The sequence below is a fragment of the Nocardia sp. NPDC051030 genome (assembly GCF_040683015.1).
Classification (GTDB): Bacteria; Actinomycetota; Actinomycetes; order Mycobacteriales; family Mycobacteriaceae; genus Nocardia.
Window position 1 is genome coordinate 849,755 of the sequence record NZ_JBFBCD010000002.1, and the last position, 26,326, is coordinate 876,080.

The 26,326-nt window shown below is 67.3% G+C and carries 23 protein-coding genes; 13 read left to right on the top strand and 10 right to left on the bottom strand.

All coding sequences use genetic code 11. From position 1 onward, the window contains the following. Positions 1-136: 136 nt before the first annotated feature. Together dxs and AB0N05_RS08575 are read left to right on the top strand one after the other, a co-directional pair. Complete coding sequence (dxs, locus tag AB0N05_RS08570; protein WP_364689634.1) at positions 137-2,152, top strand: 1-deoxy-D-xylulose-5-phosphate synthase; 2,016 nt, start codon at positions 137-139, stop codon at positions 2,150-2,152. Positions 2,153-2,239: 87 nt separating this feature from the next. Further along, the gene (locus tag AB0N05_RS08575; RefSeq protein ID WP_364689250.1) at positions 2,240-2,368 is read left to right on the top strand and encodes a hypothetical protein; all 129 of its coding nucleotides are present in this window, start codon (positions 2,240-2,242) and stop codon (positions 2,366-2,368) included. Here the strand turns inward: AB0N05_RS08575 and AB0N05_RS08580 are convergent. After that, entirely contained in the window at positions 2,365-2,799 is a 435-nt protein-coding gene (locus tag AB0N05_RS08580; RefSeq protein WP_364689252.1) for a VOC family protein, read from the bottom strand. The genes AB0N05_RS08575 and AB0N05_RS08580 overlap by 4 nt on opposite strands. Positions 2,800-2,921: 122 nt before the next feature. Here AB0N05_RS08580 and AB0N05_RS08585 point away from each other — a divergent pair, with 122 nt between their 5' ends. Then, positions 2,922-3,770 carry an enoyl-CoA hydratase gene (locus tag AB0N05_RS08585; RefSeq protein WP_364689255.1) on the top strand — a complete coding sequence of 283 codons (849 nt, stop codon included), beginning with the start codon at positions 2,922-2,924 and terminating at the stop codon, positions 3,768-3,770. Positions 3,771-3,868: 98 nt separating this feature from the next. On the opposite strand, the gene AB0N05_RS08590 is transcribed toward AB0N05_RS08585, so the two are convergent. Both AB0N05_RS08590 and AB0N05_RS08595 read right to left on the bottom strand, forming a co-directional pair. Then, the gene (locus tag AB0N05_RS08590) at positions 3,869-5,119 is read right to left on the bottom strand and encodes a ribonuclease D (protein WP_364689258.1); all 1,251 of its coding nucleotides are present in this window, start codon (positions 5,117-5,119) and stop codon (positions 3,869-3,871) included. 142 nt (positions 5,120-5,261) lie between these two features. Then, positions 5,262-5,891, bottom strand: a complete 630-nt coding sequence (locus AB0N05_RS08595) for a DUF3000 domain-containing protein (protein WP_364689260.1) — start codon at positions 5,889-5,891, stop codon at positions 5,262-5,264. Between the two features lie 74 nt (positions 5,892-5,965). Between AB0N05_RS08595 and hemE the strand changes: the two genes are divergently transcribed. The 3 genes from hemE to AB0N05_RS08610 all read left to right on the top strand — a co-directional run bounded on the left by hemE (position 5,966) and on the right by AB0N05_RS08610 (position 10,912). Further along, the gene (gene hemE / locus AB0N05_RS08600) at positions 5,966-7,033 is read left to right on the top strand and encodes a uroporphyrinogen decarboxylase (protein ID WP_364689263.1); all 1,068 of its coding nucleotides are present in this window, start codon (positions 5,966-5,968) and stop codon (positions 7,031-7,033) included. Positions 7,034-8,601: 1,568 nt separating this feature from the next. After that, positions 8,602-8,814: a hypothetical protein gene (locus AB0N05_RS08605; protein ID WP_364689266.1), complete on the top strand. Its 213-nt coding sequence runs from the start codon at positions 8,602-8,604 to the stop codon at positions 8,812-8,814. A 751-nt stretch (positions 8,815-9,565) separates the two neighbouring features. Next, positions 9,566-10,912: a protoporphyrinogen oxidase gene (locus AB0N05_RS08610; RefSeq protein WP_364689269.1), complete on the top strand. Its 1,347-nt coding sequence runs from the start codon at positions 9,566-9,568 to the stop codon at positions 10,910-10,912. 389 nt (positions 10,913-11,301) lie between these two features. Here the strand turns inward: AB0N05_RS08610 and AB0N05_RS08615 are convergent, their stop codons facing one another. Next, positions 11,302-12,264, bottom strand: a complete 963-nt coding sequence (locus tag AB0N05_RS08615; protein ID WP_364689272.1) for a threonine/serine dehydratase — start codon at positions 12,262-12,264, stop codon at positions 11,302-11,304. A 133-nt stretch (positions 12,265-12,397) separates the two neighbouring features. On the opposite strand from AB0N05_RS08615, the gene AB0N05_RS08620 reads away from it, so the two are divergent. After that, the gene (locus AB0N05_RS08620) at positions 12,398-13,048 is read left to right on the top strand and encodes a hypothetical protein (RefSeq protein WP_364689275.1); all 651 of its coding nucleotides are present in this window, start codon (positions 12,398-12,400) and stop codon (positions 13,046-13,048) included. A gap of 42 nt (positions 13,049-13,090) precedes the next feature. Here the strand turns inward: AB0N05_RS08620 and AB0N05_RS08625 are convergent, their stop codons facing one another. Then, positions 13,091-13,987 carry a hypothetical protein gene (locus AB0N05_RS08625; RefSeq protein ID WP_364689278.1) on the bottom strand — a complete coding sequence of 299 codons (897 nt, stop codon included), beginning with the start codon at positions 13,985-13,987 and terminating at the stop codon, positions 13,091-13,093. Positions 13,988-14,840: 853 nt separating this feature from the next. On the opposite strand from AB0N05_RS08625, the gene hemQ reads away from it, so the two are divergent. The 3 genes from hemQ (at position 14,841) to AB0N05_RS08640 (ending at position 18,401) form a co-directional block, all read left to right on the top strand. Then, entirely contained in the window at positions 14,841-15,536 is a 696-nt protein-coding gene (gene hemQ / locus AB0N05_RS08630) for a hydrogen peroxide-dependent heme synthase (RefSeq protein ID WP_364689281.1), read from the top strand. A 403-nt stretch (positions 15,537-15,939) separates the two neighbouring features. After that, positions 15,940-16,884, top strand: coding sequence for an NAD(P)-dependent oxidoreductase (locus AB0N05_RS08635; protein WP_364689284.1), 945 nt, complete (start codon positions 15,940-15,942; stop codon positions 16,882-16,884). A 131-nt stretch (positions 16,885-17,015) separates the two neighbouring features. Beyond that, complete coding sequence (locus AB0N05_RS08640; RefSeq protein WP_364689287.1) at positions 17,016-18,401, top strand: HAMP domain-containing sensor histidine kinase; 1,386 nt, start codon at positions 17,016-17,018, stop codon at positions 18,399-18,401. Here AB0N05_RS08640 and AB0N05_RS08645 read toward each other — a convergent pair. Continuing rightward, positions 18,329-19,051: a response regulator transcription factor gene (locus AB0N05_RS08645; RefSeq protein ID WP_364689289.1), complete on the bottom strand. Its 723-nt coding sequence runs from the start codon at positions 19,049-19,051 to the stop codon at positions 18,329-18,331. The genes AB0N05_RS08640 and AB0N05_RS08645 overlap by 73 nt on opposite strands. 165 nt (positions 19,052-19,216) lie before the next feature. On the opposite strand from AB0N05_RS08645, the gene AB0N05_RS08650 reads away from it, so the two are divergent. Next, positions 19,217-20,038, top strand: coding sequence for a hypothetical protein (locus tag AB0N05_RS08650; RefSeq protein WP_364689292.1), 822 nt, complete (start codon positions 19,217-19,219; stop codon positions 20,036-20,038). Here the strand turns inward: AB0N05_RS08650 and msrB are convergent. The 4 genes from msrB to AB0N05_RS08670 form a co-directional block, all read right to left on the bottom strand. Further along, positions 19,980-20,432, bottom strand: coding sequence for a peptide-methionine (R)-S-oxide reductase MsrB (gene msrB, locus AB0N05_RS08655; protein ID WP_364689295.1), 453 nt, complete (start codon positions 20,430-20,432; stop codon positions 19,980-19,982). The genes AB0N05_RS08650 and msrB overlap by 59 nt on opposite strands. A gap of 126 nt (positions 20,433-20,558) precedes the next feature. Next, on the bottom strand, positions 20,559-21,863 hold the full coding sequence (locus AB0N05_RS08660) for a glycosyltransferase family 87 protein (RefSeq protein WP_364689298.1): 1,305 nt from the start codon (positions 21,861-21,863) through the stop codon (positions 20,559-20,561). A 114-nt stretch (positions 21,864-21,977) separates the two neighbouring features. Next, the gene (locus tag AB0N05_RS08665) at positions 21,978-23,540 is read right to left on the bottom strand and encodes an alpha/beta hydrolase (RefSeq protein ID WP_364689301.1); all 1,563 of its coding nucleotides are present in this window, start codon (positions 23,538-23,540) and stop codon (positions 21,978-21,980) included. Positions 23,541-23,576: 36 nt separating this feature from the next. Further along, complete coding sequence (locus AB0N05_RS08670; RefSeq protein ID WP_364689637.1) at positions 23,577-24,347, bottom strand: pyrimidine reductase family protein; 771 nt, start codon at positions 24,345-24,347, stop codon at positions 23,577-23,579. A gap of 35 nt (positions 24,348-24,382) precedes the next feature. Here AB0N05_RS08670 and zapE point away from each other — a divergent pair, with 35 nt between their 5' ends. Then, on the top strand, positions 24,383-25,408 hold the full coding sequence (zapE, locus tag AB0N05_RS08675) for a cell division protein ZapE (protein ID WP_364689304.1): 1,026 nt from the start codon (positions 24,383-24,385) through the stop codon (positions 25,406-25,408). A gap of 72 nt (positions 25,409-25,480) precedes the next feature. Further along, the gene (locus AB0N05_RS08680; protein ID WP_364689307.1) at positions 25,481-26,308 is read left to right on the top strand and encodes a tyrosine-protein phosphatase; all 828 of its coding nucleotides are present in this window, start codon (positions 25,481-25,483) and stop codon (positions 26,306-26,308) included. Positions 26,309-26,326: the final 18 nt, after the last annotated feature.

Consider the following 26,326-nt stretch of genomic DNA (forward strand, 5'->3'; position numbering starts at 1 on the left):
CGGGTAGGGTGTGTCGAGCCTCACATCTCGAGTAGATGTCGCAGGTGGGTTTCGTTCCTGGCATCGGGGGCCGGTCGGGTCTCCGTAGACTGTTGCAAACACATGGAGACATCCGGAGGGAGCAATAGCCGTGGGAGTGCTTTCCCGGGTCGATACGCCCGAGGACTTGCGTCGGCTGTCAGTGCCGGAGCTACGCGAACTGGCCGAGGAAATTCGTGAGTTCCTGGTGCGGAAGGTCGCCGTCACGGGCGGGCACCTGGGGCCGAATCTCGGCGTCGTGGAGCTCACCATCGCGCTGCACCGGATCTTCGACTCGCCTGCCGACCCGATCATCTTCGACACCGGGCATCAGGCCTACGTGCATAAGATTCTGACCGGTCGCAAGGATGGGTTCGACACGCTGCGTAAGCAAGGGGGCTTGTCGGGTTATCCGTGTCGCGCCGAGAGCGCGCACGACTGGGTGGAGTCCTCGCACGCGTCGGCCTCGCTGTCCTATGCCGATGGGCTCGCGAAGGCGTTCGCGCTGACCCGGCAGAAGCGGCACGTGGTGGCGGTCGTCGGGGATGGCGCGCTCACCGGCGGTATGTGCTGGGAGGCGTTGAACAATATTGCCGCCGGGCAGGATCGCTCGGTGGTCATCGTGGTCAATGACAATGGCCGGTCCTATGCGCCGACCATCGGCGGACTCGCCGAACGGCTGGCCGGGTTGCGCATGCAGCCCGCCTACGAGCACGCGCTCGACGCCACCAAGCGGATCGTGCAGAACATTCCGCGCGTGGGGGATTCGGCGTATTCGGTGCTGCATGCCATCAAGACCGGCATCAAGGACGCGGTCGCGCCGCAGGAGCTGTTCAGCGATATCGGGCTGAAATATGTCGGCCCGGTGGACGGGCACGACGAGGTCGCCTTGGAGGGAGCGCTGCGGCGCGCCAAGGACTTCGGCGGTCCGGTGCTCGTGCACGTGGTGACGCAGAAGGGGCGCGGCTACAAGCACGCCGAGAACCATGAGGCCGATCAGATGCATTCGGTCGGCCATATCGATCCGGAAACCGGTGAGCCGGTGAGTCGTTCGTCCGCGCCGAGCTGGACGTCGGTGTTCTCCGAGGAACTCATCGCCCAGGCCGAGCAGCGGGACGATGTCGTCGCCATCACCGCCGCCATGCCGGGGCCGACCGGTCTCTCCGCGTTCGGGGATCGCTTCCCGGAGCGCATGTTCGACGTCGGGATCGCCGAACAGCATGCGATGACCTCCGCGGCCGGTATGGCGCTGGGCGGATTGCATCCGGTGGTCGCCATCTACTCGACCTTCCTCAACCGCGCCTTCGATCAGCTGCTGATGGATGTGTCGCTGTTGAAGCTGCCGGTGACGCTGGTCCTCGACCGTGCGGGCATTACCGGTGACGACGGTGCGTCGCACAATGGCATGTGGGATCTGTCGGTGCTGGGCATCATTCCCGGAATTCGGGTGGCGGCCCCGCGCGATGCGCCAACGCTGCGTGAGGAATTGGGCGAGGCGCTGCACATCGGTGATGGACCGACCGCCATCCGCTTCCCGAAGGGTTCTGTCTCCGAGGATATTTCGGCGGTCGAGCGGCTCGAGGGCGTGGACGTGCTGCGGCTGCCCGATGTCGAGGGTGCCTCCGCGCAGTCCGTGCACGGCGATGTCCTGCTGGTCGCCGTCGGCACCTTCGCCGATCTCGCCCTGCGCGTGGCGGATCTGCTGGAGGCGCAAGGTGTTTCGGTGACTGTCATAGACCCGCGCTGGGTGCTGCCGGTCTCCGACACCGTGGTGAAGCTGGCCGAGAACTACCGCATGGTGGTCACTTTGGAGGACAGCGGCCTGCACGGCGGCATCGGTTCGACCGTGTCGGCCCGCCTGCGCGCCGCCGGTCTGGATGTCCCCACCCGCGATCTCGGTGTGCCGCAACGCTTCCTGGATCACGCCTCGCGGGCGACGATCCACCAGGAGCTGGGCCTGACCCCCGCCGACATCTCCCAGCGCATCAACGGCTGGCTGGGCGGAGGCGGCCACCCGGACAAGCCCGCCGAACGAACCCTGTCGCCGGAGTTGGCCGAGCGGGCCACAGGCGTTGCCACGCAAACATTGTCGTCGGAGATCTCCGGAAAGGCGTTCTCGCCCAACGGGCGCTGACGTTTCGACGTTCGAGGGGCTTCCACCAACATGGTGGGAGCCCCTCGTTTTCGCTGTGGCGCTGGGATTCTCGTCCCCTGCGGGCACGTGATCGCCCGACAAAGAAAAGGCCGCAGCTACGACGAACGCACGTCGGAAGAGCAGGCCGCTGCGGAATTGGCGGCGGCGGAGGTGATGGCTGTCGGCGTTGCCGGGATCGGTTCGGCGGGCGGCTAGGGGGTGCCGAAGTCGGGGATGGTCAAGGTGCCGTCCTCGGCCAAGGGGAAGCCGGGGTTGTGGGCGATCTCCCAGAGGTGGCCGTCGGGGTCGGCGAAGGAGCCGGCGTAGCCGCCGTAGGTCGTTGTCGCCGCGGGTTTGGTGATGGTGGCCCCGGCTTGCCGGGCTGTCGTGAGGAGGGCGTCGACTTCGGCGGGGGAGCGCAGGTTGTGGGCGAGGACGATGCCGCCGAAGCCGGTGCCGTGGGCGTCGTCGAGGCCGCTGTCGAGGGCGAGTTTCTCGCGACTCCAGAGGACCAGGCCGAGTCCACCCGCTTGGAAGAAGACCGTCTCTTCGACTTCTTGTCCCCGCCAACCGAGGGTTTCGTAGAACGTGCGGGAGCGTGCGAGGTCGGCAACGCCCAAGGTGATGAGGCTGACGCGTTGTTCCATGATCGGAAGCTAGCACGGGGGCCGGTGTGAGCGGCCGAGTCGGATGGGGTGTTCCCTGTGCGGGGCTGCGGTTCTCGCGTAGATTCTGGAACAGGTTTCAGTTTCTGCGTCAAGGAGGTCGCATGCCGTCCGATACCCCAGCGTCCGATACCCCAGCGTCCGATTCCACCGCGTTCGTGCTCGTCGAGAAGCCGCGCCCGGGGATCGCGCTGGTCACCCTCAATCGCCCGGATCGGATGAACGCCATGGCATTCGATGTCATGGTGCCCTTGCGGGAGACCCTCGAGGCGGTGGCCGCCGACAATGAGGTGCGGGTGGTCGTACTCACCGGTGCGGGGCATGGCTTCTGTTCCGGCGCGGATTTGCAGCACGCGGGACGAGTGCCCGGCGTGGAAGGCTTGACGCGCACCAGCATTGCCCGCCGGTCCATGGATCTGCTCAATAATGTGATGCTGACGATCCGCCGCATGCATCAGCCGGTCATCTCCGCCATCAATGGCGCGGCCATCGGCGGCGGCTTCTGCCTGGCCGTCGGCACCGATATCCGCATCGCCTCCGAGGACGCCTACTTCCGTGCGGCCGGTATCAACAATGGCCTCACCTCCGCCGAACTCGGCATCAGCTACCTGCTGCCCCGCGTCATCGGCACCACCCGTGCCTTCGAGATCATGCTCACCGGTCGCGACGTGGATTCCACCGAAGCCGAACGCATAGGCCTGGTTTCGCGTGTGGTTCCCGGCGACAAGCTGCTGGAGACGTGCTACGACACCGCCGACCAGATCATCCGCTGGAGCCGAGTAGGCGGCGAGCTCACCAAGCGCATGCTGTGGAGTGGCCTGGAAGCGGGCAGCTTCGAATCGCATATGCAGCATGAGGGCATGGCCCAGCTCTACGTCCGCCTGACCACCGAAAACTTCGACGAAGCAGTCCGCGCCCGCAAGGACCGCCGCCCACCCGTCTTCGAGGACTGACGCAGCATCAAGATCAGGGAGCTGTGGCGGCGGGATTTTGTCCGATTCGCCACCACCAGAGCTCCCTCGGCTGCGGGTTCCTCGGCGTTCGTGGCGGGCTAGGCGGGTTTTTCGGGGTAGAGGGCCTCGGCGAGGCGGGTTACTGCGAGTTCTCGTTGCCAGGGGCGGGCGCCGCCTGCGGTGAGGAAGGTTTCTATGAGGGTGGGGGCGTCGCCGTTGACGGCGGTGCGGGGGAGGCCGTCCCAGCACATGCGGCGGAGGAGGTCGGGGGTGAGGAGGTTTTCCACGGGGATGGCGACTTCGCCGGAGAGTTCGGTCATGGCGGCGCGGGCGCGTTGGAGGCGGGCCGCGGCGGCGGGGTCGCGGCGTTCCCAGCGGTTGACGGGTGGGGGGCCGTCGAAGGGCTGGGTCAGGGGTGGGAGGTCGGTGTCGGGGAGGGCTCGGGCGCGTTCTACCGCTCCTAGCCATTCTCTGGAGTAGCGGCGTTGGCGGGGGCCGCCGAAGACGGGGAGGGTGCGCAGTTGGGCGATGGTTTTGGGTTCGCTGGTGGCCGCGGCGACTATGGCGGAGTCGGGGAGGATGCGGGCGGGGGCGACGTCGCGCAGACGGGCCAGGCGGTCTCGGGTGATCCAGAGTTCGCGGACTATGCCGAGTTGGCGGGTGCGGCGCAGGGTGTGAATGCCGGAGGTGCGTCGCCAGCGATCCGATTTGGGGGCGGAGGGTTCGGCAGCGCGGACGTGCTCGAATTCCTGTGCGGCCCAGTCGGTCTTGCCCTGCTGTTCGAGGTCTTCGGCGACGGCGTCGCGCAGTTCGAGGAGCAGTTCGACGTCGAGGGCGGCGTAGTTCAGCCAGTCGTCGGGGAGTGGGCGGGTGGACCAGTCGGCCGCGCCGTGGCCCTTCTTGAGTTCGCGGCCGAGCAGTTTCTCCACCATGGCGGCCAGGCCGACGCGCTCGTATCCGGCGAGGCGACCGCCCAGTTCGGTGTCGAACAGGCGGGCGGGATACAGGCCGAGCTCGGCGAGACCGGGCAGATCCTGGTCGGCGGAGTGCAGCACCCACTCCAGGTCGTTGATCGCATCGGCCAGGGGGGACAGGTCGCCGTCGACCGGAATCGGGTCGATGAGGAAGCTGCCCGAGCCCGCGCGGCGCAACTGGATCAGATACGCGCGATTGGAGTAGCGGAAGCCGGAAGCGCGCTCGGCATCGACGGCCAGCGGGCCGGTGCCCTCGGCGAGGAGGCGGGCGGCCGCGGTGATTGCGGCAGGGGTGTCCAATACCGGCGGCACACCGTCCACTGGCGCGAGCAAGGGTACCGCGACAGTGGCTTCGGGTTCTTCTGGTACGGACATGGTCTTGAACTTTACGGGTAGGGCAGGCGCGGTCCGCGTCACGTCGGTGAAACGGTGGCCCGCGGCACGACCCCGGGCCATTGCGAATCGTACGTGTCCCGCGTCGATTTGGTTGCAGTACAGACGTTCTCGGTGGTGAGAGCTACTCGGCGTCTTCGTCGCCGTGGCGCACGTCCAGCTGGGTTACGCCGGCGGGCGGCAATCCCGCGGCATACGCGAGTACCTCGCAGAAGGCTTCGACATGCGGGCGCATCTCCGAATCGCCCACCGTCCACGACGCGCGCAACTCCAGTTGATGCGCGCGCGGGGGTCCGGCGATATCGCCGTAGCGGACCGAACTGGTGGAGGTGACGGTGCCGCCGAGCGCGGTGTAGCCGGTGCGCGATTCGAGCGCGTCCACCAGCCAGCTCCACGCCACCTCCGGCAGCAGCGGGTCGGCGGCCAGGGCCGAGTCGATGTCGGCCTGGATGTAGGCGACCAAGCGGAACACGCCGTGCCAGGCTTCCTGCCCGTTCGGGTCGTGCAGCAGGATCAGGCGGCCGAACGCGTCACCGTCGGAGTCGACCGGCACCACATTGGTGTCGGGTCGCGTGACTTCCGCGCCTAGTGCGTAGGAGTAGGGAGCCAGGCGTTGCGGCGGGCGGATCGGTGCGAGCTCGATCCGAGGGTGCACGGTTGCGGTTCCCATCGCATCGACCGCGGCGCGGAACCTGGCAGGTTCTTCTGGCTCCGGGGTCGGTGCGGCGCCGTCGCGGAAGTCGAGCGGTGTCACGTTTGGCAACGGTAGACCTCTCGGGTCCGGTGTCGTGAGAGGCGCGCCGCCCGTCACCCTTACGATGGGTTGCGATGAGTACTCACAGCCGCCGCAGCCTGACCGATGCCCCCTTCCTCGTCGCCGCCACCGGTGGCCGGCCGCATCGGCGTCCGGTGTGGTTCATGCGGCAGGCCGGGCGTTCCCTGCCCGAGTACCGCGAACTGCGCGCCGGAGTCGGCATGCTGGAATCTTGTTTCGATCCGGAGCTGGTGTGCGAGTTCACCATGCAGCCGGTCCGCCGCCATGACGTGGATGCGGCAATCCTGTTCTCCGACATCGTGGTTCCGTTGAAGGCCGCCGGGATCGACCTCGATATCGTGGCGGGAGTCGGGCCGGTGATCGCCAATCCGGTGCGCACCGTCGCCGATGTGCGCGCGCTGCCGCGGCTGCGGCCGGAGGAAGTGGGGGCCGTCACATCCGGTGTGAAGCTGCTGCTCGGTGAGCTGGGCAATACGCCGCTGATCGGTTTCGCGGGCGCGCCGTTCACCCTCGCGTCCTATCTGGTCGAGGGCGGTCCGAGCAAGAACCATGAGCGCACCAAGGCGATGATGCTCGCCGATCCGGAAACCTGGCATCAGCTGCTGGGCGTCCTCACCGACATCACCATCGAATTCCTGCGCGCCCAGATCGAAGCGGGCGTCGACGCGGTCCAGCTCTTCGACTCCTGGGCCGGTGCGTTGACCCTCGCCCAGTACCGCGAATACGTTCTCCCGCACTCGGAGCGAGTCCTCACCGAAATCGCCGACGCGGGCATCCCCCGCATCCACTTCGGTGTCGGTACCGGAGAACTCCTGGGCGCCATGGGCGAAGCCGGCGCAGACGTAGTCGGCGTCGACTGGCGCATCCCCCTCAACGACGCCGTCCGCCGCGTAGGCCCCGGAAAAGCCTTGCAGGGCAACCTCGACCCCGCAGTCCTCTTCGCCGGCCCCGCCGCCATCGACGCCGAAGTCCGCCGCATAGCCCGCGAAGCCGACGAAGCCCTCGCCCTAGGCGCCACCGGCCACATCTTCAACCTCGGCCACGGCGTCCTCCCCAACACCGACCCCACCGTAATAACCGAAACCGTAGCCCTGATCCACAGTCTCCCCTCCCCGCTCTAAGCCTGGGCGACGCGGAGCGCTCGCGCTGGGGCCCGCGCCGTCGGGTGAATCCGCCTCCGTGAGTTTGGTTTCGAGAGCGTCCCCTCCCCGCGCTAGGCCTGGGCGGCGCGGAGCGCTCTCTCTTTGAGACCGCCGAGTTGGATGAATCCGGCTCCGCGAGTCGGGGTTCGAGAGCCGCTCCCCGGATCTAGGAGCTGGGCGCGCACCGTCCGGATCTAGGTGCTGGGCACGCGGAGCGCTCTCTCCTTGTGGGCCGCGGAGTTGGGTGAATCCGCCTCCGTGAGTTGGGGTTGGAGAGTCTCTCTTCTTCGCTTAGGCCTTGGGGCACGGAGCGCTGTCTTCCGGGACTACGGAGTCGGGTGAATTCAGCGCTGCGAGTGGGGGGTTTCGAGGTGGCGCGTTAGTCCGGTCGGGGCTGGTCCTTCCGCTCCTCGGGCAGGGGGTGTTCGGTGAAGTCTCTTCGCTCCGTTACTCCGTCGTCGAGCTGAGCGGGTTCAGCGGGTGTATCGGCATCAGTCGGTGGCCCGGGTGCGGGAGGGGGCGGAGTGTCTTGTGCTGCATGGGGAGTCGGGTGTGGTGGCTGCGGGGCAGGATCACCCGGTAGTGGCGGGAGGATGTGCGGATTTCCTGAACCAGGGTGTGGCGCATGCTGTCCCGGGCCGATGGTGGTGGCATCGGACGGCGATTCAGGGCTTGCGGTGGCGGCCGATCCGGGCGTTTGATCCATAGGCCCGCTCGGTGGCGCGAATGGTCCGGGAGACCCGGGGCCGTGCGTCGGATATGGTCCGGCGCTTGGCAATCGCCGTCCGGGTGATGGCATGTGTTGGGCTGGCTGCGGGAGCCACCCTGTCTGGGGTATGTGTCCCGGCTGTACCACGTGATGCCCTGATTGCGGCATATGTTGGCCAGGTTGAGTGTGGAGTTGGCCGGGTTGAGGGTGGAGTTGGCCGGGCTGAGGGTGGAGTTGGCCGGGCTGAGGGATGTGGTCGCCAGGTTGCGATGAGTGAAGTCCGGGCTGTGCCGCGTGTTGCCCCGGGTGCGGTGTGTGCTCACCAGGGTGCTGGATGGGTTGACCGGAGTGTGGTTTTTGCAGGGCGATCTGGGGGTCTGTCCGGCTGGATTGCGCTTGGCCGGGCTGCGGAATCGGCTGCCCCGGTTGGGGAATCGGGTGGCCGGGGTGTGACATGTAGTGCCCTGGTTGCGGAATGGGCTGGTGGGGCTGTGACATGTGCTGGCCCGGGGCCGGATTCGGGTGGGCTTGGTGTGGCTGGTGGCCTTGGTGTGAGGGTTGGTGGCCTTGTGGTGGAACCGGTTGGTGGAGTTGGGTTATCGGTACCAGGGTGATCACCGCCTGGTAGCCGGGCGGTATTGCGGGCAGGTGGACGACCTGGCCGGTGTGAGGGGTTGTCGAGGGCCATTGACCGGTGGGCGGGGGAGTCCATTGGCCACCGGTCGGCGGGGGCCAGCCCGGGGGTGGGGTGAATGGGCGTCGGGTGAGGGTGCGGGGTGCGGCGACTGCGGCGAAGGCGCAGAAGATCGCGGCGGCGAAGGCGAGAATGGCGGCGAGGATGATCACTGCTACGCCGAGTGAGATATGGCTGCGGCTCGTATCCACCGCGAACGCCGTGATCGTTCCGCTGGTGGCGGCGATGAAGACGCTGAACGCGGCGATCATTCCGAAGACGCGCACAACTCCACTGCGCGTGCCCAATCCGGCGACCAGCAATACCGCCATGACCAGCCCGGCGAAGGCGAGAACCGTTATCGGCAGCCCTATGTAGGCGCTCGTCTTGTTCGCCGGGAGATGCCACAGCGTGGCATTGCATCCGCGGGGCCGGTAGAAGTCGCTGCAACGCACCGGCACGAAAGACCCGATGATCGTCGTGACCGATCCGAGGATGAGCAGGATTCCCGCGACTCTGCCGAGCATCGCCGCCTTCGCGCCGGAGTGTGCCTCCGGCTCCGGTTCTCGCCGACCGTCCTGAACTCGCGGCAGCTGTCCACTGTTGTACGCCCCCGGCTGTGAACCGGGAAAACCTCCAGTCACCCCGAAAGCGTAGGTGACCCACCACAACCCTGTCCGAACTTTCGCCCCACCCCGAATCAATACCCCCACCCGCCAATTCGCCACCCGGGCCTTCCCACCGAGCCCGCTCCGCCGAGCATGCAATGGGCGAGTGGTCTACTCGGCGTTTGCCTCAGCCATTGCATGCTCACCTGGCCTCCGGCGACATGCCCGGTGACATTCCGCTGGGCGGCGTATGGGTGGCCGTCGCCGACGAGATCGCTCCCACTAACGGGCTTCCCGCCGGGCCGGACGTTTTCGGATAGCGGCGAGTGTTCAGTGGTGCAGGGGGATTCTCGGCGTTTGCCTGCATGAGTGGACACTCGTTGGGCGGGCGGCGCAGGTCACAGTGGTGGGCGGGGGTAGGTTCGGGGGAGTGCGGCTCGGCGGTGAGGTCGCGGGTGCCTGGGTTGGTTGACCGGCGGGTTGGCTGGGCTGGGTGAGTATCGGGTGACGAGGAGTGGTCGATGCGGATCGCGGTGGTTGGTGGCGGGATCAGCGGGCTGGTGGCGGCTTACCGGTTGCGGCAGGCGCTCGGGGGCGGGGTCGAGCTGGTTTTGGTGGAGGCTCGGGAGCGGGTGGGCGGGATTTTGCGCACCGTGGAGATCGCGGGGGAGCCGGTTGATTTGGGGGCCGAGGCTTTTGTGGGGCGGCGGCGCGAGATCCCGGAGTTGATGCGGGAATTGGGGATCGAGGAGCAGTTGGTGCATCCGGCGGGGCGGCGGCCGCTGGTGTGGTCCGGCGGGGTGGGGCATCGGCTGCCGGAGCGAACCTTGATGGGGATTCCGGCTGGGGCGGAATCGGTTTCGGGGTTGGTGGATGCGGAGACGGTTGCCCGGATTGCCGATGAGCCGAATCGGCCGCTGGAGTGGAAGCCGGGCGGGGACATGTCGGTGGGGGAGCTGGTCGCGGATCGGTTCGGCGAGCAGGTGGTGCGGCGCAGTGTCGACCCGCTGCTCGGGGGAGTGTATGCGGGACGGGCGGATTCGATAGGCGTGCGCGCGGCACTGCCCACCCTGGCCGCCGCGCTGGATACGGGGGCCGCGAGCTTGACTCAGGCCGTCGCGCGGGCGCTGCCGCCGCCGAGCGATACGCCTGTCTTCGGTGGTATTCGTGACGGATACGGCGTGCTGTTGGAAGCACTCCGCACGGCCGCCGATGTGAAGGTCGAAACCGCCACCACCGCAACCCGTCTCACTCGCACCGCGACAGGCTGGCACCTGGATCCGGTCGGCGCGGTCGACGCCGTGATTCTGGCCACTCCGGCCCCGGCAACCGCCACTCTCCTCCGCGAAATATCCCCGGCCGCAGCCGATCTGGTCGCCGGAATCGAGCTGGCCTCGTCCGCGGTGGTAGCGCTGGCCCTCCCGCGAGACGCACCCCTCCCGGACAACTCCGGCATCCTCGTAGCCACCGATGAACCATTGCGCGCCAAGGCCTTCACCCTCTCCAGCCGCAAATGGCCCCACCTGGCCGCCCGCGACGTGGCCCTGGTCCGCGCCTCCTTCGGCCGCTTCGGCAACGACACCCCCCTCGGTTGGTCCGACTCAGACTTGGTTACCGCCGCCGTCGAAGATCTCACTACCGTCACCGGCATCGAAATCACCCCCCTGACCGCGGTAGTCCAACGCTGGCCCAACGGCCTGCCGCAATACGCCCCCGGCCACACCACCCGAATCGCCGAACTCCGCTCCGCCACATCCGATCTCCCCGCCCTGGCCCTGGCAGGCTCCTACCTCAACGGCGTAGGCGTCCCCGCCTGCGCCGCCTCCGGCACCGCCGCCGCCCGCCGCATCCTCGAACACCTCACCTGACCGAATCCCTGTGTGGCACTCCGCTACCCGGCCTGACCACGCCGACCGGCCTGACCGCGCCGACCGGCCTGACCGCGCCGACCGGCCTGACCGCGCTGACCGGCCTGACCGCGCTGACCGGCCTGACCGCGCCGACCGGCCTGCCTCTGCGCGGCCGCCCACCTGGGGCTCGATAAGCGCGGCATCATCAAGACCCGAGTGGCGAGCGTTCATGTCGGGCGCGGGCGGCCAGGAACATGCAGCGCACATGCGGCTGTTGCGGCCGCACGCCCGCGACAGCAGCTCGCTGGCCCGGTAGTCCGCGCGCATGGCGCTGTGACCGGGATCCTCAGCGGCCGGGTGGCTTTCGGCTGCAAGCAGGACGGGTGAGGAGGGCGTGGGGATCGGGCTCAGGTGGAGATCAGGTCGCTTGGGTTTGTGTTTGCGCCGCAGATGACTACTGCGATGCGTTCGCCTGGGCGGGGGGTGTAGGCGCCGGAGGTCAGGGCTGCGAGGGCTGTGGCGGCGGCGTGTTCTACGGCTAGGCGGCGGTCGTCCCAGAGGGCTTGGCGGGCGGCGATTATGGCGGTGTCGGGGACGAGGATCGAGTGGGTGTCGGCGGCGGCTGCGGCGGCCAGGGCCATGGTTGAGGTGCGGGGGGCACCCAGCGAGTCGGCGGCCACCGAGTCGGTGGGGACGTCCACGGGGTGGCCTGCTTGCAGGGCGGCGTTGAAGGCGCGGCAGTTCTCGGGTTCGACTGCGACCACACGGATTCCGTGGTGGGCGGCGGCGGTGGCCACGCCGGTGAAGAGGCCGCCTCCGCCTACCGCGACTATGACGGTGTCGAGGGTGGGGAGTTGGGTGAGGATTTCTTCGAGGAGGGTGCCTGCTCCGGCTGAGATGTAGGGGTCGTCGTAGGCGTGGGAGCGGAGGGCTCCGCTGGCGGTGGCGTAGCGCTCGCAGCCGGCGGCGGCTTCGGCGTAGGAGGGGCCGGGGGTGAGGACCTGGGCTCCGAGGGATTGGAGGAGGGCCACCTTCATCGGGGGTGCGGTGGTGGGGAGGAAGACGGTGGCGGCGGTGTCGGCCAGGCGGGCGGACCAGGCGCACGCTACGCCCGCATTGCCGCCGGATGCGATGGTCACGCCCGCCGTGGGGAGCCCCCCTTGTTCGCGGTGGGCGAGGAGGAAGTTCGCCGCGCCTCGGGCCTTGAAACTGCCGGAGTGCTGGAGGTGTTCGAGGGCCAGCCAGACTTCGCAGGTGCCGCCGTCGGCGGCGGGGATGGCGGCCGGGTCCATGGGGGCGAGCACGATCGGGCGGATGAGGCCCGCGATTCGGTCGGCGGCCGCCTTCACGTCGGCGTAAGTCGGGTGCACAGCACGGTCCTTCGCATTTCGATTCGGATCACGGTCGTTGGCTCGCGCGTGAGTCGATGCGCGCGCCGATGCGGCCGGGGGACACGGCTGGGCCGGTGCACCCGATAGTTACACTGTAACTTACAGTGTCTGCATGCCTAAGACGTCGAAGTCGCTGGAGGAAGCCACGCCCGGGGCGATTGCGCGCGCGGGGCTGGCGATTATCGAGACTCGGGGGGCGTCGGAGCTGAGTTTCCGGGCCATTGCGAGCTTCCTTGGTGTGTCGCACACCACGGTGGTTCGGCGTGGCGGTGGTGATTTCGGCGGTCTGCTGGATCTTCTCGCCGATCATCTGGCCGATGGCCTGCCCGAGATCGCTCCTGGCTCGGGCATGTGGGCGGAGGTCACCGAGCGGCGATTCGTGGCCTGGTATGACCTGCTGGTCGCGCATCCGGGGCTGGTGCTGCTGCGCGGGCCCCGGCCTTGGCTCGGGCCGCGCGTGCTGGCCCGGCTCACCGAACCTCAACTGGCCGATAATCTCTCGCTCGGGCTTCCGATCACCGAGGCTTTGCACGCTTACCGCGAGATGTATCTGTACACCCTCGGCTGTGCGGCGCTGGTTGAGCAGCGGGATCCGAAAGCCGTTCGACTGCGCGCCCGTTCGGCCCTGGCAGCCTTGGATCCCGATGAACACCCGCTGCTGGCAGCGCATTTGGACGACATCACCACGGTTCTCGCCGGTGACGGCGTCTACCGCGACGGTCTGCGCCGCCTGATCGCCTCCTGGACCGCAACCGCATCTTGACCCCGGCGTGTGAACGCGCCTTCGCCGGAAAGCGAGGCTTCGTTATTGCGGTGGATCCATGTTCCACGGCTGCGCCTGAGTGGGCGGCGGGCCGTAATACTGTTGGGGCGCGGGATTGTTCGGCATCGGGCTGTATCCGCCCGGTGAGTTGTATTGCGGGGCGGGAGGATAGGTAGGCGGCTGCGCCGCCCCTATATTCAAGATCAGACTGGCGATGGCGGCGCAGAAGGAAACCACGCCGACGGCGACCAGCACCCAGAAGCCCGCCTTGTACTCGGTGGATTGGAATGTTTGGTCGGCGCCGTTCGCCGTCGATACCACATCGAAGATCACGGTGAATGCCACACCGAAAGCCATTCCGGCCGCGACGGATCCGAGCCCGCGCGCGACTCGCCCACGCGCGCCCAGCCCGATGAACAGCAGTGCCGCCGAGAGCAAAGCCAGCATGGCGGCGAGCAGCAGCGAGACACCGGTCAGCTGCGTCGAGGATTGGTCGCCGATCCCGAGTTCCCATGTGGTCCAGGTGGAGTCGCCGATCAACTGGAGGAATGACCCCACGATCAGCATTACCGCCACGAGCGCCAGCAGCACCCCGGTCGCGATATCGGTCCCGGAGGCCCGCCCACGCTGCGGAACAGCCCCGTACGCACCGGGATTCGACTCACCCGACGATGCCCTCTGCACGGGCAGCCCCAGAACCAGCGCCGCCAACCCCACCCCGGTCGCGATCAATAGGATCCAAAACCCCGCGCCGAGGCTGCTCTGCGAGAGCTCACTCTCGGCCAGTGTCGTCGATGCCGTGATGAACACCACGGTCAGCGTCACCCCGAAAATCGTTCCGGCAGCCAGCGAACCGATCGCCTTCACCACCCGGCTCCGCCCACCGAGCCCGGCCAACAGCAGCACCCCCGCCAGCACCGCCAGCACGGCCCCTGTCACCAGCGGCACCCCCAACAACTGTGTCTGAGAGTCGGAATCAACCGGCTGATAAGAACTCTCGAAATACGACCGCCACGCGGTGAACCGTGCATGAAAGTTCATCGCCTCGGTACCACTACCCGGCGACTCGAGACTCATCTCCCAAGACACCAACGTCAAAAACGACCCGATCACGGCAACAGCCGCAGCAAAAATCAGCAGCCCACCCGCAACCCGATCCTTGACCACCCCGGCCGCCACCCCAGCAAATCCCTGCCTGCCACCCGCGAACTGCCCCGGTCCACCGGGAAACTGCCCCGGCCCACCGCCCGATCCTGGCTGGGCCGATGCGCCCCATGGGTTTTGCGCGCCCGACTGGTCGGGCGCGCCCGGTGGGACCTGCCCGCCTGATGGGAACTGAGCTCCCGGAGGGACCTGCCCCTCCGGCGGAAACTGTCCGCTCCACGCGGGTCCCGCGGACTGGCCTGGAGCCCCGGGGAATTGCCCGGGGCCGCCACCGAACTGCCCCGGCCCGCCCGAAAACGGGCCCGGCTGGGCGGGCTGGACCGGTGGGCCCCACGGGTTTTGCCCGCCGGGTGGAACCGGCGCGTTCCATGGGATCTGCCCGCTCTGCGGCGACTGCGCGTCGGGTGGGTTCTCGCCACCGGATGACCACTGGGCGGCGGGTGGGGTTTGCTCGCCCGGTGGGACCGGTTCGCCTGGCTGGTGGGCCGGGTCGAAGGGGTGGGGTGACGAGCCGTGCGGGGGGAGGCTACTCACTCCGAAAACACTAGGTCATTTCGAGGGGAATGCCCGGAAATCGGGAGTTGCACCGGGTGTCTGGGGGGTTCGGGGGGAGTGGCACGATGGGGGCATGGCGCGACTTGATTACAAAGCTCTGAATGACACCATTCGGTACCTCATGTTTTCGGTGTTCCAGGTCGAGCCCGGCATTCTGGGCGATGACCGGAAGGCTGCCATCAAGGAGGCTCAGGCGTTCTTCGATTCGCTGGAGGAGCGCGGGGTGGTGGTGCGCGGGCTGTATGACGTGGCGGGCATGCGCGCCGACGCGGACTTCATGATCTGGTGGCATGCGGAGCGGATCGAGGATTTGCAGGCCGCTTATGCCGATTTCCGTCGCCTCACCGAGCTGGGTTCGGTCAGTAACCCGGTGTGGAGCAATGCCGCGCTGCATCGCCCGGCCGAGTTCAACAAGAGTCATGTTCCGGCCTTCCTGGCGGGTGAGGCGCCGGGGAACTACATCTGCGTGTACCCGTTCGTGCGGTCGTACGAGTGGTACCTGCTCCCGGACGAGGAGCGTCGCAAGATGCTGGCCGATCACGGCAAGGCCGCGCGCGATTACCCGGACGTGCGCGCCAACACCGTCGCCTCGTTCGCCCTCGGCGATTACGAGTGGATCCTGGCCTTCGAGGCCCCGGAACTGCATCGCATCGTCGACCTCATGCGCGACCTGCGTGCCACCGAGGCGAGGTTGCATGTGCGCGAGGAAGTTCCGTTCTTCACCGGCCCGCGCGTCGAGGTCGACAAGCTGATCGCCTCCCTGCCGTAATCAGCGACACGCTGCCGTGAAGTAACCAAGGTGCTGCCGGGGATAGCCTTGGCACCAAAGACCGGAGCCCGGCCGCGAAATGCGGCCGGGCTCCGTCGTATTCCTGGTTCGAACCTCGGATCCCATCAGGCTGCCATGAATTCGCCGAACTCATGCCCAGGGAATTCGGGGCATGCGCGTATTTGCATATGCCCCATAGGATTCCTGCGATTCACTCGTCTGTGTTGCCCGAGGGGTGCAAGCGCAGCGACGATCGAGCGGCCCTGGGCGTGTCGCTGAGCGGCACGCCAAAGGCGTTCGTAGGTTGACAGCAACGCTGCGGCCACGAACGGGCAGCCATAGCCCACTGCCCAATCGGGCAATTCGCCGATATCGCCGACTGGTGCGAGTCCAGAATCGGGTTATGTTGATCGGACTTTGTGGGTCGGGATTCGCCGATGTGCGGCGCGCACTGGAGGCCGCGCTGCCCGAGGCGGATTTGGTCGGAATCAGGGTCGACGAGGAGCGGCCGCCGCCGGTAGACGTGCTGGTGCCGTTGGGGGCCACGGTCGATGGTGGGCTGATGGATGCGACGCGGCCGCGGGTGATTCAGCAGTTCGGGGTCGGGGTGCAGGGGGTGGATGTCGCGGCCGCGCGTGCCCGGGAGATTCCGGTGGCATATGTGCCCGCGGGTGATACCGGCAATGCGGTCGCGGTGGCGGAGATGGCGATGCTGCATGTGCTGGCATTGCTGCGTCGGTATCGCGATGCGCAGCGGAGTATCAGCGCAGGCCGGGTGGGGGAACCCGGTGGGAGCATGCTGGCGGGGAAGGCGGTCACCGTGGTGGGAACCGGCGCGATCGGGATCGCGCTGATCGGGCGGTTGAACGCATTCGAGGCCGTCACGACCGCGGTCGGTCATCGCGGCTACCAGGACTACCCGGCGCTGACCGGGCTGGTTCCGCTCGAGCGGTATCGGTCCATCGAGGAGCTCGACACAGCGTTGGCCGGCACCGAGGTGCTGATCGTCTGCTGCCCGTTGACAGAACACACCCGAGGCCTGATCGGAGCCGAACAATTCGCGGCAATGCCGCCCGGTGGGTGGCTGATCAATGTGGGACGCGGGCCGATCGTGGATTACCACGCACTGCTGGACGCCTTACGGTCCGACCGGCTCGCCGGCGCGGGACTGGATGTCACGTGGGATGAGCCCATCGATCCCGCCGACCCGCTGCTGGACGAGAACGTCTCGCTCACCCCGCATATCGGTGGTGTCACCGCGGAATCGTACCGTTCGATGGCGTTGGCCTTCGCGGCGAATGTACGCAAAGTCTTTGCCGGACAGCCTCTTTCGCATCTCGCCGACTGATATCAGCTTTACCGCGCCGTCGCCGGAATCGACTGCCTGTGGTCGACATATCGGCCACACTGCCAGCGGGCGCTGTGAACACGCTGAGAGCAGACGGCGTTGGCGTGCCCGCATCCCTGATGATTGCGGACATGGTTGATCTGTCGATCGTATTGCGGCCCTCGCGCTGGGGGCTGCGCGTTCGGTCCGCGGTGTTCAGCACTCTGGTGCTGGCGGTGGTGTTCGGCATCGGCGGTGTGGTGGCGCTGGTGCTGATGTATCGGTCTTTGATCGGATCGCTCGAAACCTCGGCCGATGAGCGGGCCGGTGAACTGGTCCAGCAGCTGGGCAAGCAGGCTCCCGGTCAACTCGACAATGCCCTGTTCGATGTCGATGACACCCTCACCGCGATCCAGGTGATCGCCCCGGATGGGACCGTGGTGCGCGGTTCGGCGGGGAAGGCGGATGTGCCGCTGATGAATCCGGTTCCGATGCGGGCGAGGGGCCTCGAGGTCGGCGGTGCGGACGGGCTGCGCGTGACGACCGTGCCCGTGACCGGCGGGGGCTACACGGTGCTGGTCGCGGTCAGCGATGAGCAGGCCGAGGAGACGGTCCGCAATGTGGCGCTGGTGCTCGGGGTGGTCGCACCGGTGGTGCTGTTGACCTCGGGCGTGGCGACCTTCGCTCTGGTCGGGCGTTCACTGGCCTCGGTGGACGCGATCCGCCGTCAGGTCGCCGCGATCGGGGCGGACCGGCTCGGTGACCGGGTGCCGGTGCCCGCCACCCGCGACGAGATCGCCCAGCTCGCGGTCACGATGAACGCGATGCTCGACCGCATTCAAGCCGGACGTGACGCGCAGCGCCGTTTCGTCGCCGATGCCTCCCATGAGCTGCGCAGTCCGCTCTCGACCGTGATAGCCGCGCTCGAGCTCGGCCGCGATCATCCGGACTTCCTGGACTCGGCCACCATTACGGGCTCGGTGCTCCCGGAGGCCGAGCGGATTCGCTATCTCGTCGAGGACCTGCTCACCTTGGCGTCGGCCGACGAGTCCCGGCTCAGGGTGACTCCCGAGGATGTCGATATCGACGATCTGGTCGCGGCCGCGGTGACCGCCTTGCGGCACAATCACCCCGCACTACGGGTCGAGGCGCGGGTGGTGGCCGCCCGTGTCGCCGGCGATCCCCGTGCGCTGCATCGGCTGATTCGCAATCTCGCCGATAATGCCGCCGCGCATGCCATTACGCGGGTCAGCGTGGCTATTGAGGATGCCGGCGAGTCGATTCGCGTGATCGTCGATGACGACGGTCCCGGGATTCCCGTGGCCGATCGTGAGCGGGTATTCGAGCGCTTCGTCCGCCTGCAAGATGATCGTGGTCGTGACTCAGGCGGCACCGGACTGGGTTTGGCGATCGTCGCCGAGCTCGTCCGCGCCCACGCGGGCACCGTGAGCATCGGCGAATCACCCTACGGGGGAGCGAGATTCGTTGTCCTGCTGCCTAAACGGTTCGCCGGTCGATCCTCGTCGGCGAGCAGGTAGCCCACACCGCGGCGGGTTTCGATGCTGGCGCACCCGAATGGGGTGTCGATCTTGCGGCGCAGGTAACCCACATACACCTCGACCACATTCTCCGGACCGTCATAGTGCGCGTCCCATACATTGCGCAGGATCTCGAGTTTGGTGAGCACCGTCCCCTTGTTGCGCAGCAGATATTCGAGCAGCCCGAATTCCCTTGGTGTGAGGGTCAATTCGACGTCGCCGCGATGCACGGTCCGGCGCGCCGGATCCAGGCGCAGATCACCCGCGGACAGGATCGGATGTTGCTGGGGTGCGTTGCGGCGCAGCAGGGCTCGCAACCGGGCGATGAGCACGATGAATGAGAACGGTTTGGTCAGATAGTCGTCGGCTCCCATATCCAGCGCGTCGACTTCCTCATGGTCACCGTCCTTCGCGGTCAACATCAGCACCGGCGTCCGGACATCGCGGGCGCGCAGGGCGCGCAGTACCTGGTATCCGCTCATACCGGGCAGCATGATGTCGAGCACGATCACATCGAACGATTCCTCGGTCGCCCGCCACAGCCCGTCGGGCCCGGTCGAGGCGATCACCACGACGAAGCCCTCCAGCCCCAGCCCGCGCGCGATGGTTTCGGCCAGGCGCTGCTCGTCTTCGACCAGTAGCAATCTCATGGACGAGCGCCTCTCCTCTCCGGGGTCAACCCGAACCGACTATAAGCTCCCTCAGGTCACCGCCGGTTTCTGGATTCTGGAGATCGCGGCCCACGCATAGAGTGGGCCGCTCCGCAACCGGTGGCTCACAACGGTTTCTCAGCGTCGTGTCGGCAGGCTGTGCGCGTGACAAGCAATGTGACAGAGAATGTTTCGCCTCCGCGTTCGATACTGACCAAGGTCCCTGAAATCACCGCGCTGTTCTGGGTGATCAAGATCCTGTCCACCGGGATGGGGGAGACGTTCTCGGACTTCCTGGTCTCCGGGCCCGCCCCCGAGGTGGCGGTCGGTGGCGGGCTGGCGCTGCTGACCATCAGTCTGTGGCTGCAGTTTCGGACGCCCAGCTATCGGGTGTGGACCTACTGGACCGCGGTGGTCATGGTGGCCATTGTGGGCACCATGGTCGCCGACATCGTCGACTTCGTGATCGGTATCCCATTGCCCGCGTCGACCGCGGTGTTCGCGGCAGTCCTCGCGGGCATCCTGGCCTGGTGGTATCGAACGGAGAAAACTCTTTCGGTGCACAGCATTACCACTCGTCGGCGCGAGGGCTTCTACTGGGCGACGGTGATGACGACCTTCGCCCTCGGCACCGTGGCCGGTGACCTCACCGCCGCCACCCTGCATCTCGGCTACCTGCCCTCGGCCATCCTGTTCGCCGTCGCCATCGCCGTCCCCGCGATCGCGCATCGCCGACTGGGAATGAGCGCGATCACGGCATTCTGGTTCGCCTACATCGTGACTCGACCCCTCGGTGCGTCGATCACCGATTGGCTGGCTTCATCTCATGCCGATGGGCTCGGCCTGGGCACGGGCTGGATCTCCCTGGCGGTCGCGGTGCCGATGATCGCGGGAATCGCGACGCTCGCCCGCCGAGCGGCGAACGAGCCTAGGGCGTTTCACCCGCAGCACCCTGCGCAGGCTGCAATCGCAGAGAGATCGAGTTGATGCAGTAGCGCTTGTCCGTGGGGGTGGGATATCCCTCGCCCTCGAACACGTGCCCGAGGTGGCTGTGGCAGTTGGCGCACAGCACTTCCACGCGTCGCATGCCCAGGGTGTCGTCCGTGCGCAGGATCACCGCGTCGGATTGAGCCGGATCGAAGAATGACGGCCAGCCGCAGTGCGAATGGAACTTCTCGCTGCTGCGGAACAATTCGGCCCCGCACGCCCGGCAGCCGTAGACGCCTTCGGTTTCGGTGTCGGTGTATTCGCCGGTGTAGGCCGGTTCGGTACCGGCTTGCCGCAGCACCCGGTATTCGTCCGGGTTCAGCTTGGCCTTCCACTCCTGCGGCGTGAGCTGGATGCGCGGTGCCGGTAGCGAGGTATCAGCGTCGGAACTCATGCCCCCACGCTAATACGTCCCGGCGGCGGCCGTCTCCGCGCCAACCGCCGATGCCCAGGTCCACCGATGCGCGAAACACCGACGGCCCGCCGGAGTTCCGGCGGGCCGTCGAAGCGAATGTGGTGATCAGTGACCGGTGCCGATGGGTTCGGCGACCGTGTCCCGTGCCGGTCGCCCATTGCGCGCGCCCGGCGCGTCCAGTGCCCGTTCGGGATGCATCCAGGCCGGGTCCAGCGACTTGCCCGGCTCCAGCCGTCCATCGCGGCGCGCCGCCAGGTAGCGCTCGCCGAGCACGCAGAACGCGACGATGAGCAGCAGCCCCCACCCGAAGGTGGTGCGCAGGTATTCGGCGGTCCGCCCGGCACTCTGCCAGCGATCCGACAGCCACTTGTCGTAGGACATGAACCCGAATACCGCGACCCAGGCCGGCCAGTTCCGCATGACCGAGTTGCGCAGCACCACGGTCATCAGAATCGGGAACAGGAACATGGAGTAGTACATCTGGCCGAGCGATCCGAGCACCAGGATCGAGGTGAGCAGGATGCCGGTGGTCGTGCAGATGAAGAACACTTCGTCATCGCGGTAGTAGCGGTAGAGAATCCACAGCGTCAGCAACACCATGACGCCCATGACGATTCGGATGATCCAGGTCAGCCAGTCCGCGACCCCGTAGTACCCGGCATTGCCGACGATGGCGCTATTGAAGTAGTCCCGCGACTCGGCCAGATACGGCAGCGTGTGGGTCCAGAACTGCTTGTAATCGACGATCAGCGGCCAGGCCAGCAGGTTCAGCACGAGCGGCACGCCCAGCGCGGTGAGGAACACCTTCCACTGCCCGCGAACCAGCGGAATCAACAGCAGCGGCGCGAGCAATGGCCCCTTGACCGCGATCGTCAACCCCAAAGCCACACCGGCCCATAGGTCTTTGCGTTGCAGCAGCAGATGAATGAACCCGACCTCGGCCAGCAGCAGACACCCGTTGATATTGGTGAACACCAGCGTGTTCGTCACCGTCTCGGAGGCGAACATGGCCAGCAGCAGCGCGGGCGCGGCCACCGACTTGATGCTGAACTTGAACAGCCGCAGCAGCAGATACCCCGCCAGAATGATGGCGGCCGCATTCAAAAGAATGAAGCACCACCGCGACTTCTCCGGATCGATGATCGCCAGCGGCGCGATCAACAGCGTCCCGCTCGGCGGATACAAATAATGCGGATCGACGGAGTCGAAGTTGGCGTTGTAGATCGGTTTGTGATTCAGGAATGCCAGCGACGCGTTGTAGACGGGCCGGAAGTCATCGGTGATGTACCCGTTGACAGCCTTGATGAACACCCGGTTCAGCACGGTGAGGACCGCGAACGGCCACAGTGCGAAGTTCAGAACCTCGGTGGTGGTGCGAGCCGTGCGGGGCTCGAGCTGGCGAAGGAACACTCGGGCACGGTACACCGGATGGCACTGTCACGGGTGCGCGGACCCGCCGTTGGGATTGCGTGGCGCGCCCGAGACTCGCCGGTCGGGCCGGGATTGCGGACCGGTCGGGATGGGTCAAGCCGGGCAGGCAGTGCCGTCCGCGGGCAGCTTGGCGTCCTTCAGATAGTCCGAGACGCTCTGCTGCGCACATCCGGAGTGCGCGAATGCCGGATGACCCCAGCCCTGCCAGATCACAGTCGCGGTGCGCGCCCCGGCCGCGCCGAGCGCACCGGTCACCGAGGGCCGCCCGTCCTGTCCGGTCACCGGGTCGGCGCTGCCGCCGAGCACCAGCACCGGCTTCTCGAACTTCTTCAGGGCCGGCATGGGCGTCGAGGCGGGCCAGGCCGAGCAGACCATCAGATCGATCGCCCCGACCTTCCCGAACACCGGATACTGCGTCCCCCACGTGGTCACGAGGTCCTTGGCCCGGCCCGGGGTGGCGGGCTGCACATTGTCGGTGCAGCGGTTCACGAATTCGCCGTCATTGTTGATGGCGGAGGTCTGCCGCAGCACGAACGGCGTGATCGGCCCGCGGTCCCCACGCCCGAGCGCCGAGAGCGCATCGGCGAATTCGGTGATCTGATTGTTCGCCCCGGTCCGCGAATCCCCGAGGAAGCCACTGAGCGTGGTCGCCAGTGCTGCGGCCGACAGGTCCCCGAACCCACCCGAACCCGCACGATTCACGAGGTCGATGATCGCCGCCCGCGGATCCGCGCCGAGCGAACAGCCAAGCCCCGCACAGCGTTGCGCGAACGCGGTGAGCGCGGCCTCCGCGCCCTGCACCCGCTGTTCGGCCCGCCCGATGGCGTCGAGCCCGAGCGCCTGCGGTGAATCGAGCACCAGCCGCCCGACATGATCGCCGTACTTGCGTGCGTAATTCACCGCCACGTTCGCCCCGCTGCCGGTCCCGAGCAGCGCGAGGTGATCCACCTGCCACACCCGACGCAGTTGTTCGATGTCGTCGGCGGCATGCGCGGAGTCGAAGGTGCCCTGCGCGGGGGACAGGAAGTCCAGGCAGGCGACGGTGGCGTCCTTGCTGGCCGTGGCGACCGCGTCGACGGGATCGGTGGTGCCCCGCGTGAATTGGGCCTGATCGGTGATCTTCGCGCGAATGTCGGGGGTCATGCAGTTCACGGGCTGTGAGCTGCCGATGCCGCGCCGATCCACCGCCACGATGGGCCGTGCGGCCAGCAGCGAGCTGGCCGGTCCGGCCGCCAGTCCCGCGAGGGTGGCCGTGGAGGAGCGATCCGCCCCGGAGGTCAGCACCAGCGGCGCGACATCTTTCGGGGTCCGGTCGTAGCGCGCGCGGATCGCGGCATTGCGGAAGTTCCCGCCCACCGCCCCGGAGGCGTCCATTTGTGCCGTGTACTCGGCGCATTCCAGGATCAGCCCATTGGGCGGCGTGCCGAGCGAGAGCAGATTGAGTGTCGGCACGGTGCAGTCATGCCAGGACAGTTCGGTCTTGGGCACCTCGGGCGCGGGCGGCACGGCCTCGGCGGGCGTGGTGGTCTCGACGGCCCCGGCCTGATGTGGGCGTTCCACCGCGACCACCGGCCGGTCGGAAGGCCCGGCACCACAGGCGGTGGTCACCAAAACCGAAAGTGTCGACGCCAGCAAAGCGGCCCGAGTCCAGCGCATGCGCTACAGCCTGCCAGGTCTCGCGTGCTCTTTCAGCTACCGGGTGTGACAGCGCTCCCAGCGGGTGAGGATCGTGCCGTCGTCGGCGAAGAGCAGGTGGCGGCAGTTCATGGGTGTGGGCATGGCATTGGGGGACACCGCGATTCGCTGTTCCGAGCCCGCGACCAGCATGGGAGAGATTGTCAGGCAGAGTTCGTCGACGGCCTGGGCGGTAATGAGATCACCGAATAGCGCGGGCCCGCCCTCGCACAGGACGCGCCGCAGATGGAGTTTTTCGAGGGTGTCGCGGAGCTGGGCGGGGGTGACCGTCGCATCGCCCGCTTCGATCACTTCCGCCCCCGCGTCGATGAGCCCGGCCTTGTTCTCGGCGGGTGCGGCGGCGGTGGTGATGATGATCGGCCGCGCCCCGGTATCGGTGAACAGCTTGCTCGCGGGATCGAGCGCGGCCCCGGCGCTCACCACCGCGATGCGCGGCGGCGCGCCATCGGGATCCCCGCCGAAGCCGTGATGCCACAGCCGCGTCCGCAGGGTCGAATCCGTGTGCGCGGCACCGTAGTTCTCGGTGCGCGCGGTGCCCGCCCCGACCACGACGACATCGGCCAGATCCCGAAGTATCCGAAAGACCAGTTTGTCTGCGGGCGTGCCCAATCCGCCGGACCGCCCGTCCACCGACACCGCCCCGTCGATGCTGCTCACGAAGTTGACGCGCACATACGGTGCCGAGGGCCCGGCCGGGTAGGCGTACAGCCCCACAAGTTCGTCGTGGCTGAGATCTGTGAGCTGGATCGCATTGGGCATACGCTGCATGAGAACCGATCTCACCACGTCCGTACGCTATCGCCGTGCAACAACGCCTCGTCGATCGCCACCCGGAGGTTCCGGCTGACCAGCTGGTGGCCCAGATGGTTCCCCCGCCCACCTTCGACGAGGTGAGCTTCGCTTCGTACATCCCGGATCCGAAGGAGCCCTCGCAGGCCGCGGCCGTCCGCAAGGCCGAGGAATTCGCGGGTCAGGTGACCAAGCTTCACAAGGCTGCCGCGAAGAAGCCGCTCTTCGGCAAGAAGAAGCCGGTGTCGGGCATCGGCCTGTACCTGGACGGCGGCTTCGGTGTGGGTAAGACCCACTTGCTGGCCTCGATCTACCACTCGGTTCCGGAGCCCAAGACCTTCGGCACGTTCGGTGAGGTCACCAATCTGGTGGGCGCGCTGGGCTTCAATAATGCCGTCGAGCGTCTGGCCGCAAACAGCGTGCTGTGCATCGACGAGTTCGAGCTCGATGATCCGGGCGACACCATGCTGGTGTCGCGCCTGCTGTCCGAGCTGACCTCGCGCGGCGTGTCGGTCGTCGCGACCTCGAACACGCTGCCCGGCCAGCTGGGCGAGGGCCGTTTCGCCGCCCAGGACTTCCTGCGCGAGATCAAGAAGCTGGGCTCGCTGTTCGAGCCGATCCGCGTGGACGGCCCCGACTACCGTCACCGCGATCTGCCACCCGCCCCGGAGCCGACCGCGCCCGAGCTGCTCGCCGAGAAGGCCGCCGCCACACCGGGTTCCACGCTCGACGATTTCGATGCGCTGCTCAAGCACCTCAGCACCCTGCACCCGTCCCGCTACAACGCGCTGATCAGCGGCGTGTCGGCGGTGTACATCTCGGGCGTGCACCAGGTCACCGATCAGGCCGTCGCGCTGCGCGTGGTGGTCCTGGCCGACCGGCTGTACGACGCGGGAACTCCGGTCACCGTGTCGGGCGCGAAGCTGGATCAGATCTTCTCCGAGGAGATGATGAACGGCGGCTACCGCAAGAAGTATTTGCGCGCGATCTCCCGCCTGCTCGCTCTCTCGCGGTTCGAGGCTCCGGCCACCGCGTCCTGAACCCGATCCCGTGACCTCTGCGGGATTACCGGCCCAGCCATCAGTCTGGGCGCTCGAAGAAAGGGATTTCGTATGACCCGGACCCGTGTCCTCGGTGCCTCGCTGGTGCTGGCCTCAGCCCTGTCCTTCGGCTCGGTGCAGGCGATGGCCTTCGCCGACGCTCCCGCCGCGACGCAGGCGCAGCCGCCCGCCTCCACCAGCAACGTGCTGGTGAACACCGATGCGCGATCGCTGGGCTTGCAGGGCGTGGTCAACGCGCGCGATGCCGGTGGTTACCGCACCGCCGACGGCCACACCGTGCGCACCGGCCTGGTGTACCGCACCGGTGAGCTGAGCAAGGCCACCGATGCGGATCTGGCCGCGCTGACCGACCTGAATGTGCGTGCCGTGCACGACCTTCGGACGTCTTACGAGCAGCAGCTCATGGGTGTGGACAAGGTTCCGGCCGGTGCCACCGAATTCCATAATGACATCATCGGTCAGGCTCCTCCGCAGGTCATGGCGTCCACGCTGACGGCGGGCACCGACCTGTACCGCGCGTTCATCACCGCGCCCGGTGCGAACGAGGGCTTCGCGGATGTGCTGCGCGATATCGCCCACAATGACGGTGCCGTGCTGTTCCACTGCACCGCGGGCAAGGATCGCACCGGCTGGACTTCGGCTGTGCTGCTGACCATCCTGGGCGTCGACAAGGACACGGTCTACTACGACTACCTGCTGTCGAATTACTACCGCAATGCCAAGGACGGCGACATGATGAACGGTGTCGCCGCGTCCGCGCTGGATTCGGCCTTCGATCAGGCGAACCAGACCTACGGCAGCTTCGACAACTACGTGCGCGACGGCCTGAAGCTCAGCGATGCGGATGTCGCCGCGCTGAAGGCGAAACTGCTCGCCTGACAGTCGCTTTCGGCTCCG

What these genes read in the sequence shown, in the direction of transcription:
- AB0N05_RS08680 (WP_364689307.1), top strand. Translation starts at nt 25,481, where the DNA reads ATGACCCGGACCCGTGTCCTCGGTGCCTCGCTGGTGCTGGCCTCAGCC.
- AB0N05_RS08640 (WP_364689287.1), top strand. Translation starts at nt 17,016, where the DNA reads ATGGTTGATCTGTCGATCGTATTGCGGCCCTCGCGCTGGGGGCTGCGC.
- AB0N05_RS08635 (WP_364689284.1), top strand. Translation starts at nt 15,940, where the DNA reads ATGTTGATCGGACTTTGTGGGTCGGGATTCGCCGATGTGCGGCGCGCA.
- AB0N05_RS08585 (WP_364689255.1), top strand. Translation starts at nt 2,922, where the DNA reads ATGCCGTCCGATACCCCAGCGTCCGATACCCCAGCGTCCGATTCCACC.
- AB0N05_RS08610 (WP_364689269.1), top strand. Translation starts at nt 9,566, where the DNA reads ATGCGGATCGCGGTGGTTGGTGGCGGGATCAGCGGGCTGGTGGCGGCT.
- AB0N05_RS08670 (WP_364689637.1), bottom strand. Translation starts at nt 24,347, where the DNA reads ATGCAGCGTATGCCCAATGCGATCCAGCTCACAGATCTCAGCCACGAC.
- AB0N05_RS08665 (WP_364689301.1), bottom strand. Translation starts at nt 23,540, where the DNA reads ATGCGCTGGACTCGGGCCGCTTTGCTGGCGTCGACACTTTCGGTTTTG.
- AB0N05_RS08620 (WP_364689275.1), top strand. Translation starts at nt 12,398, where the DNA reads ATGCCTAAGACGTCGAAGTCGCTGGAGGAAGCCACGCCCGGGGCGATT.
- hemE (WP_364689263.1), top strand. Translation starts at nt 5,966, where the DNA reads ATGAGTACTCACAGCCGCCGCAGCCTGACCGATGCCCCCTTCCTCGTC.
- hemQ (WP_364689281.1), top strand. Translation starts at nt 14,841, where the DNA reads ATGGCGCGACTTGATTACAAAGCTCTGAATGACACCATTCGGTACCTC.
- AB0N05_RS08605 (WP_364689266.1), top strand. Translation starts at nt 8,602, where the DNA reads ATGATCACTGCTACGCCGAGTGAGATATGGCTGCGGCTCGTATCCACC.
- AB0N05_RS08645 (WP_364689289.1), bottom strand. Translation starts at nt 19,051, where the DNA reads ATGAGATTGCTACTGGTCGAAGACGAGCAGCGCCTGGCCGAAACCATC.
- AB0N05_RS08580 (WP_364689252.1), bottom strand. Translation starts at nt 2,799, where the DNA reads ATGGAACAACGCGTCAGCCTCATCACCTTGGGCGTTGCCGACCTCGCA.
- msrB (WP_364689295.1), bottom strand. Translation starts at nt 20,432, where the DNA reads ATGAGTTCCGACGCTGATACCTCGCTACCGGCACCGCGCATCCAGCTC.
- AB0N05_RS08590 (WP_364689258.1), bottom strand. Translation starts at nt 5,119, where the DNA reads ATGTCCGTACCAGAAGAACCCGAAGCCACTGTCGCGGTACCCTTGCTC.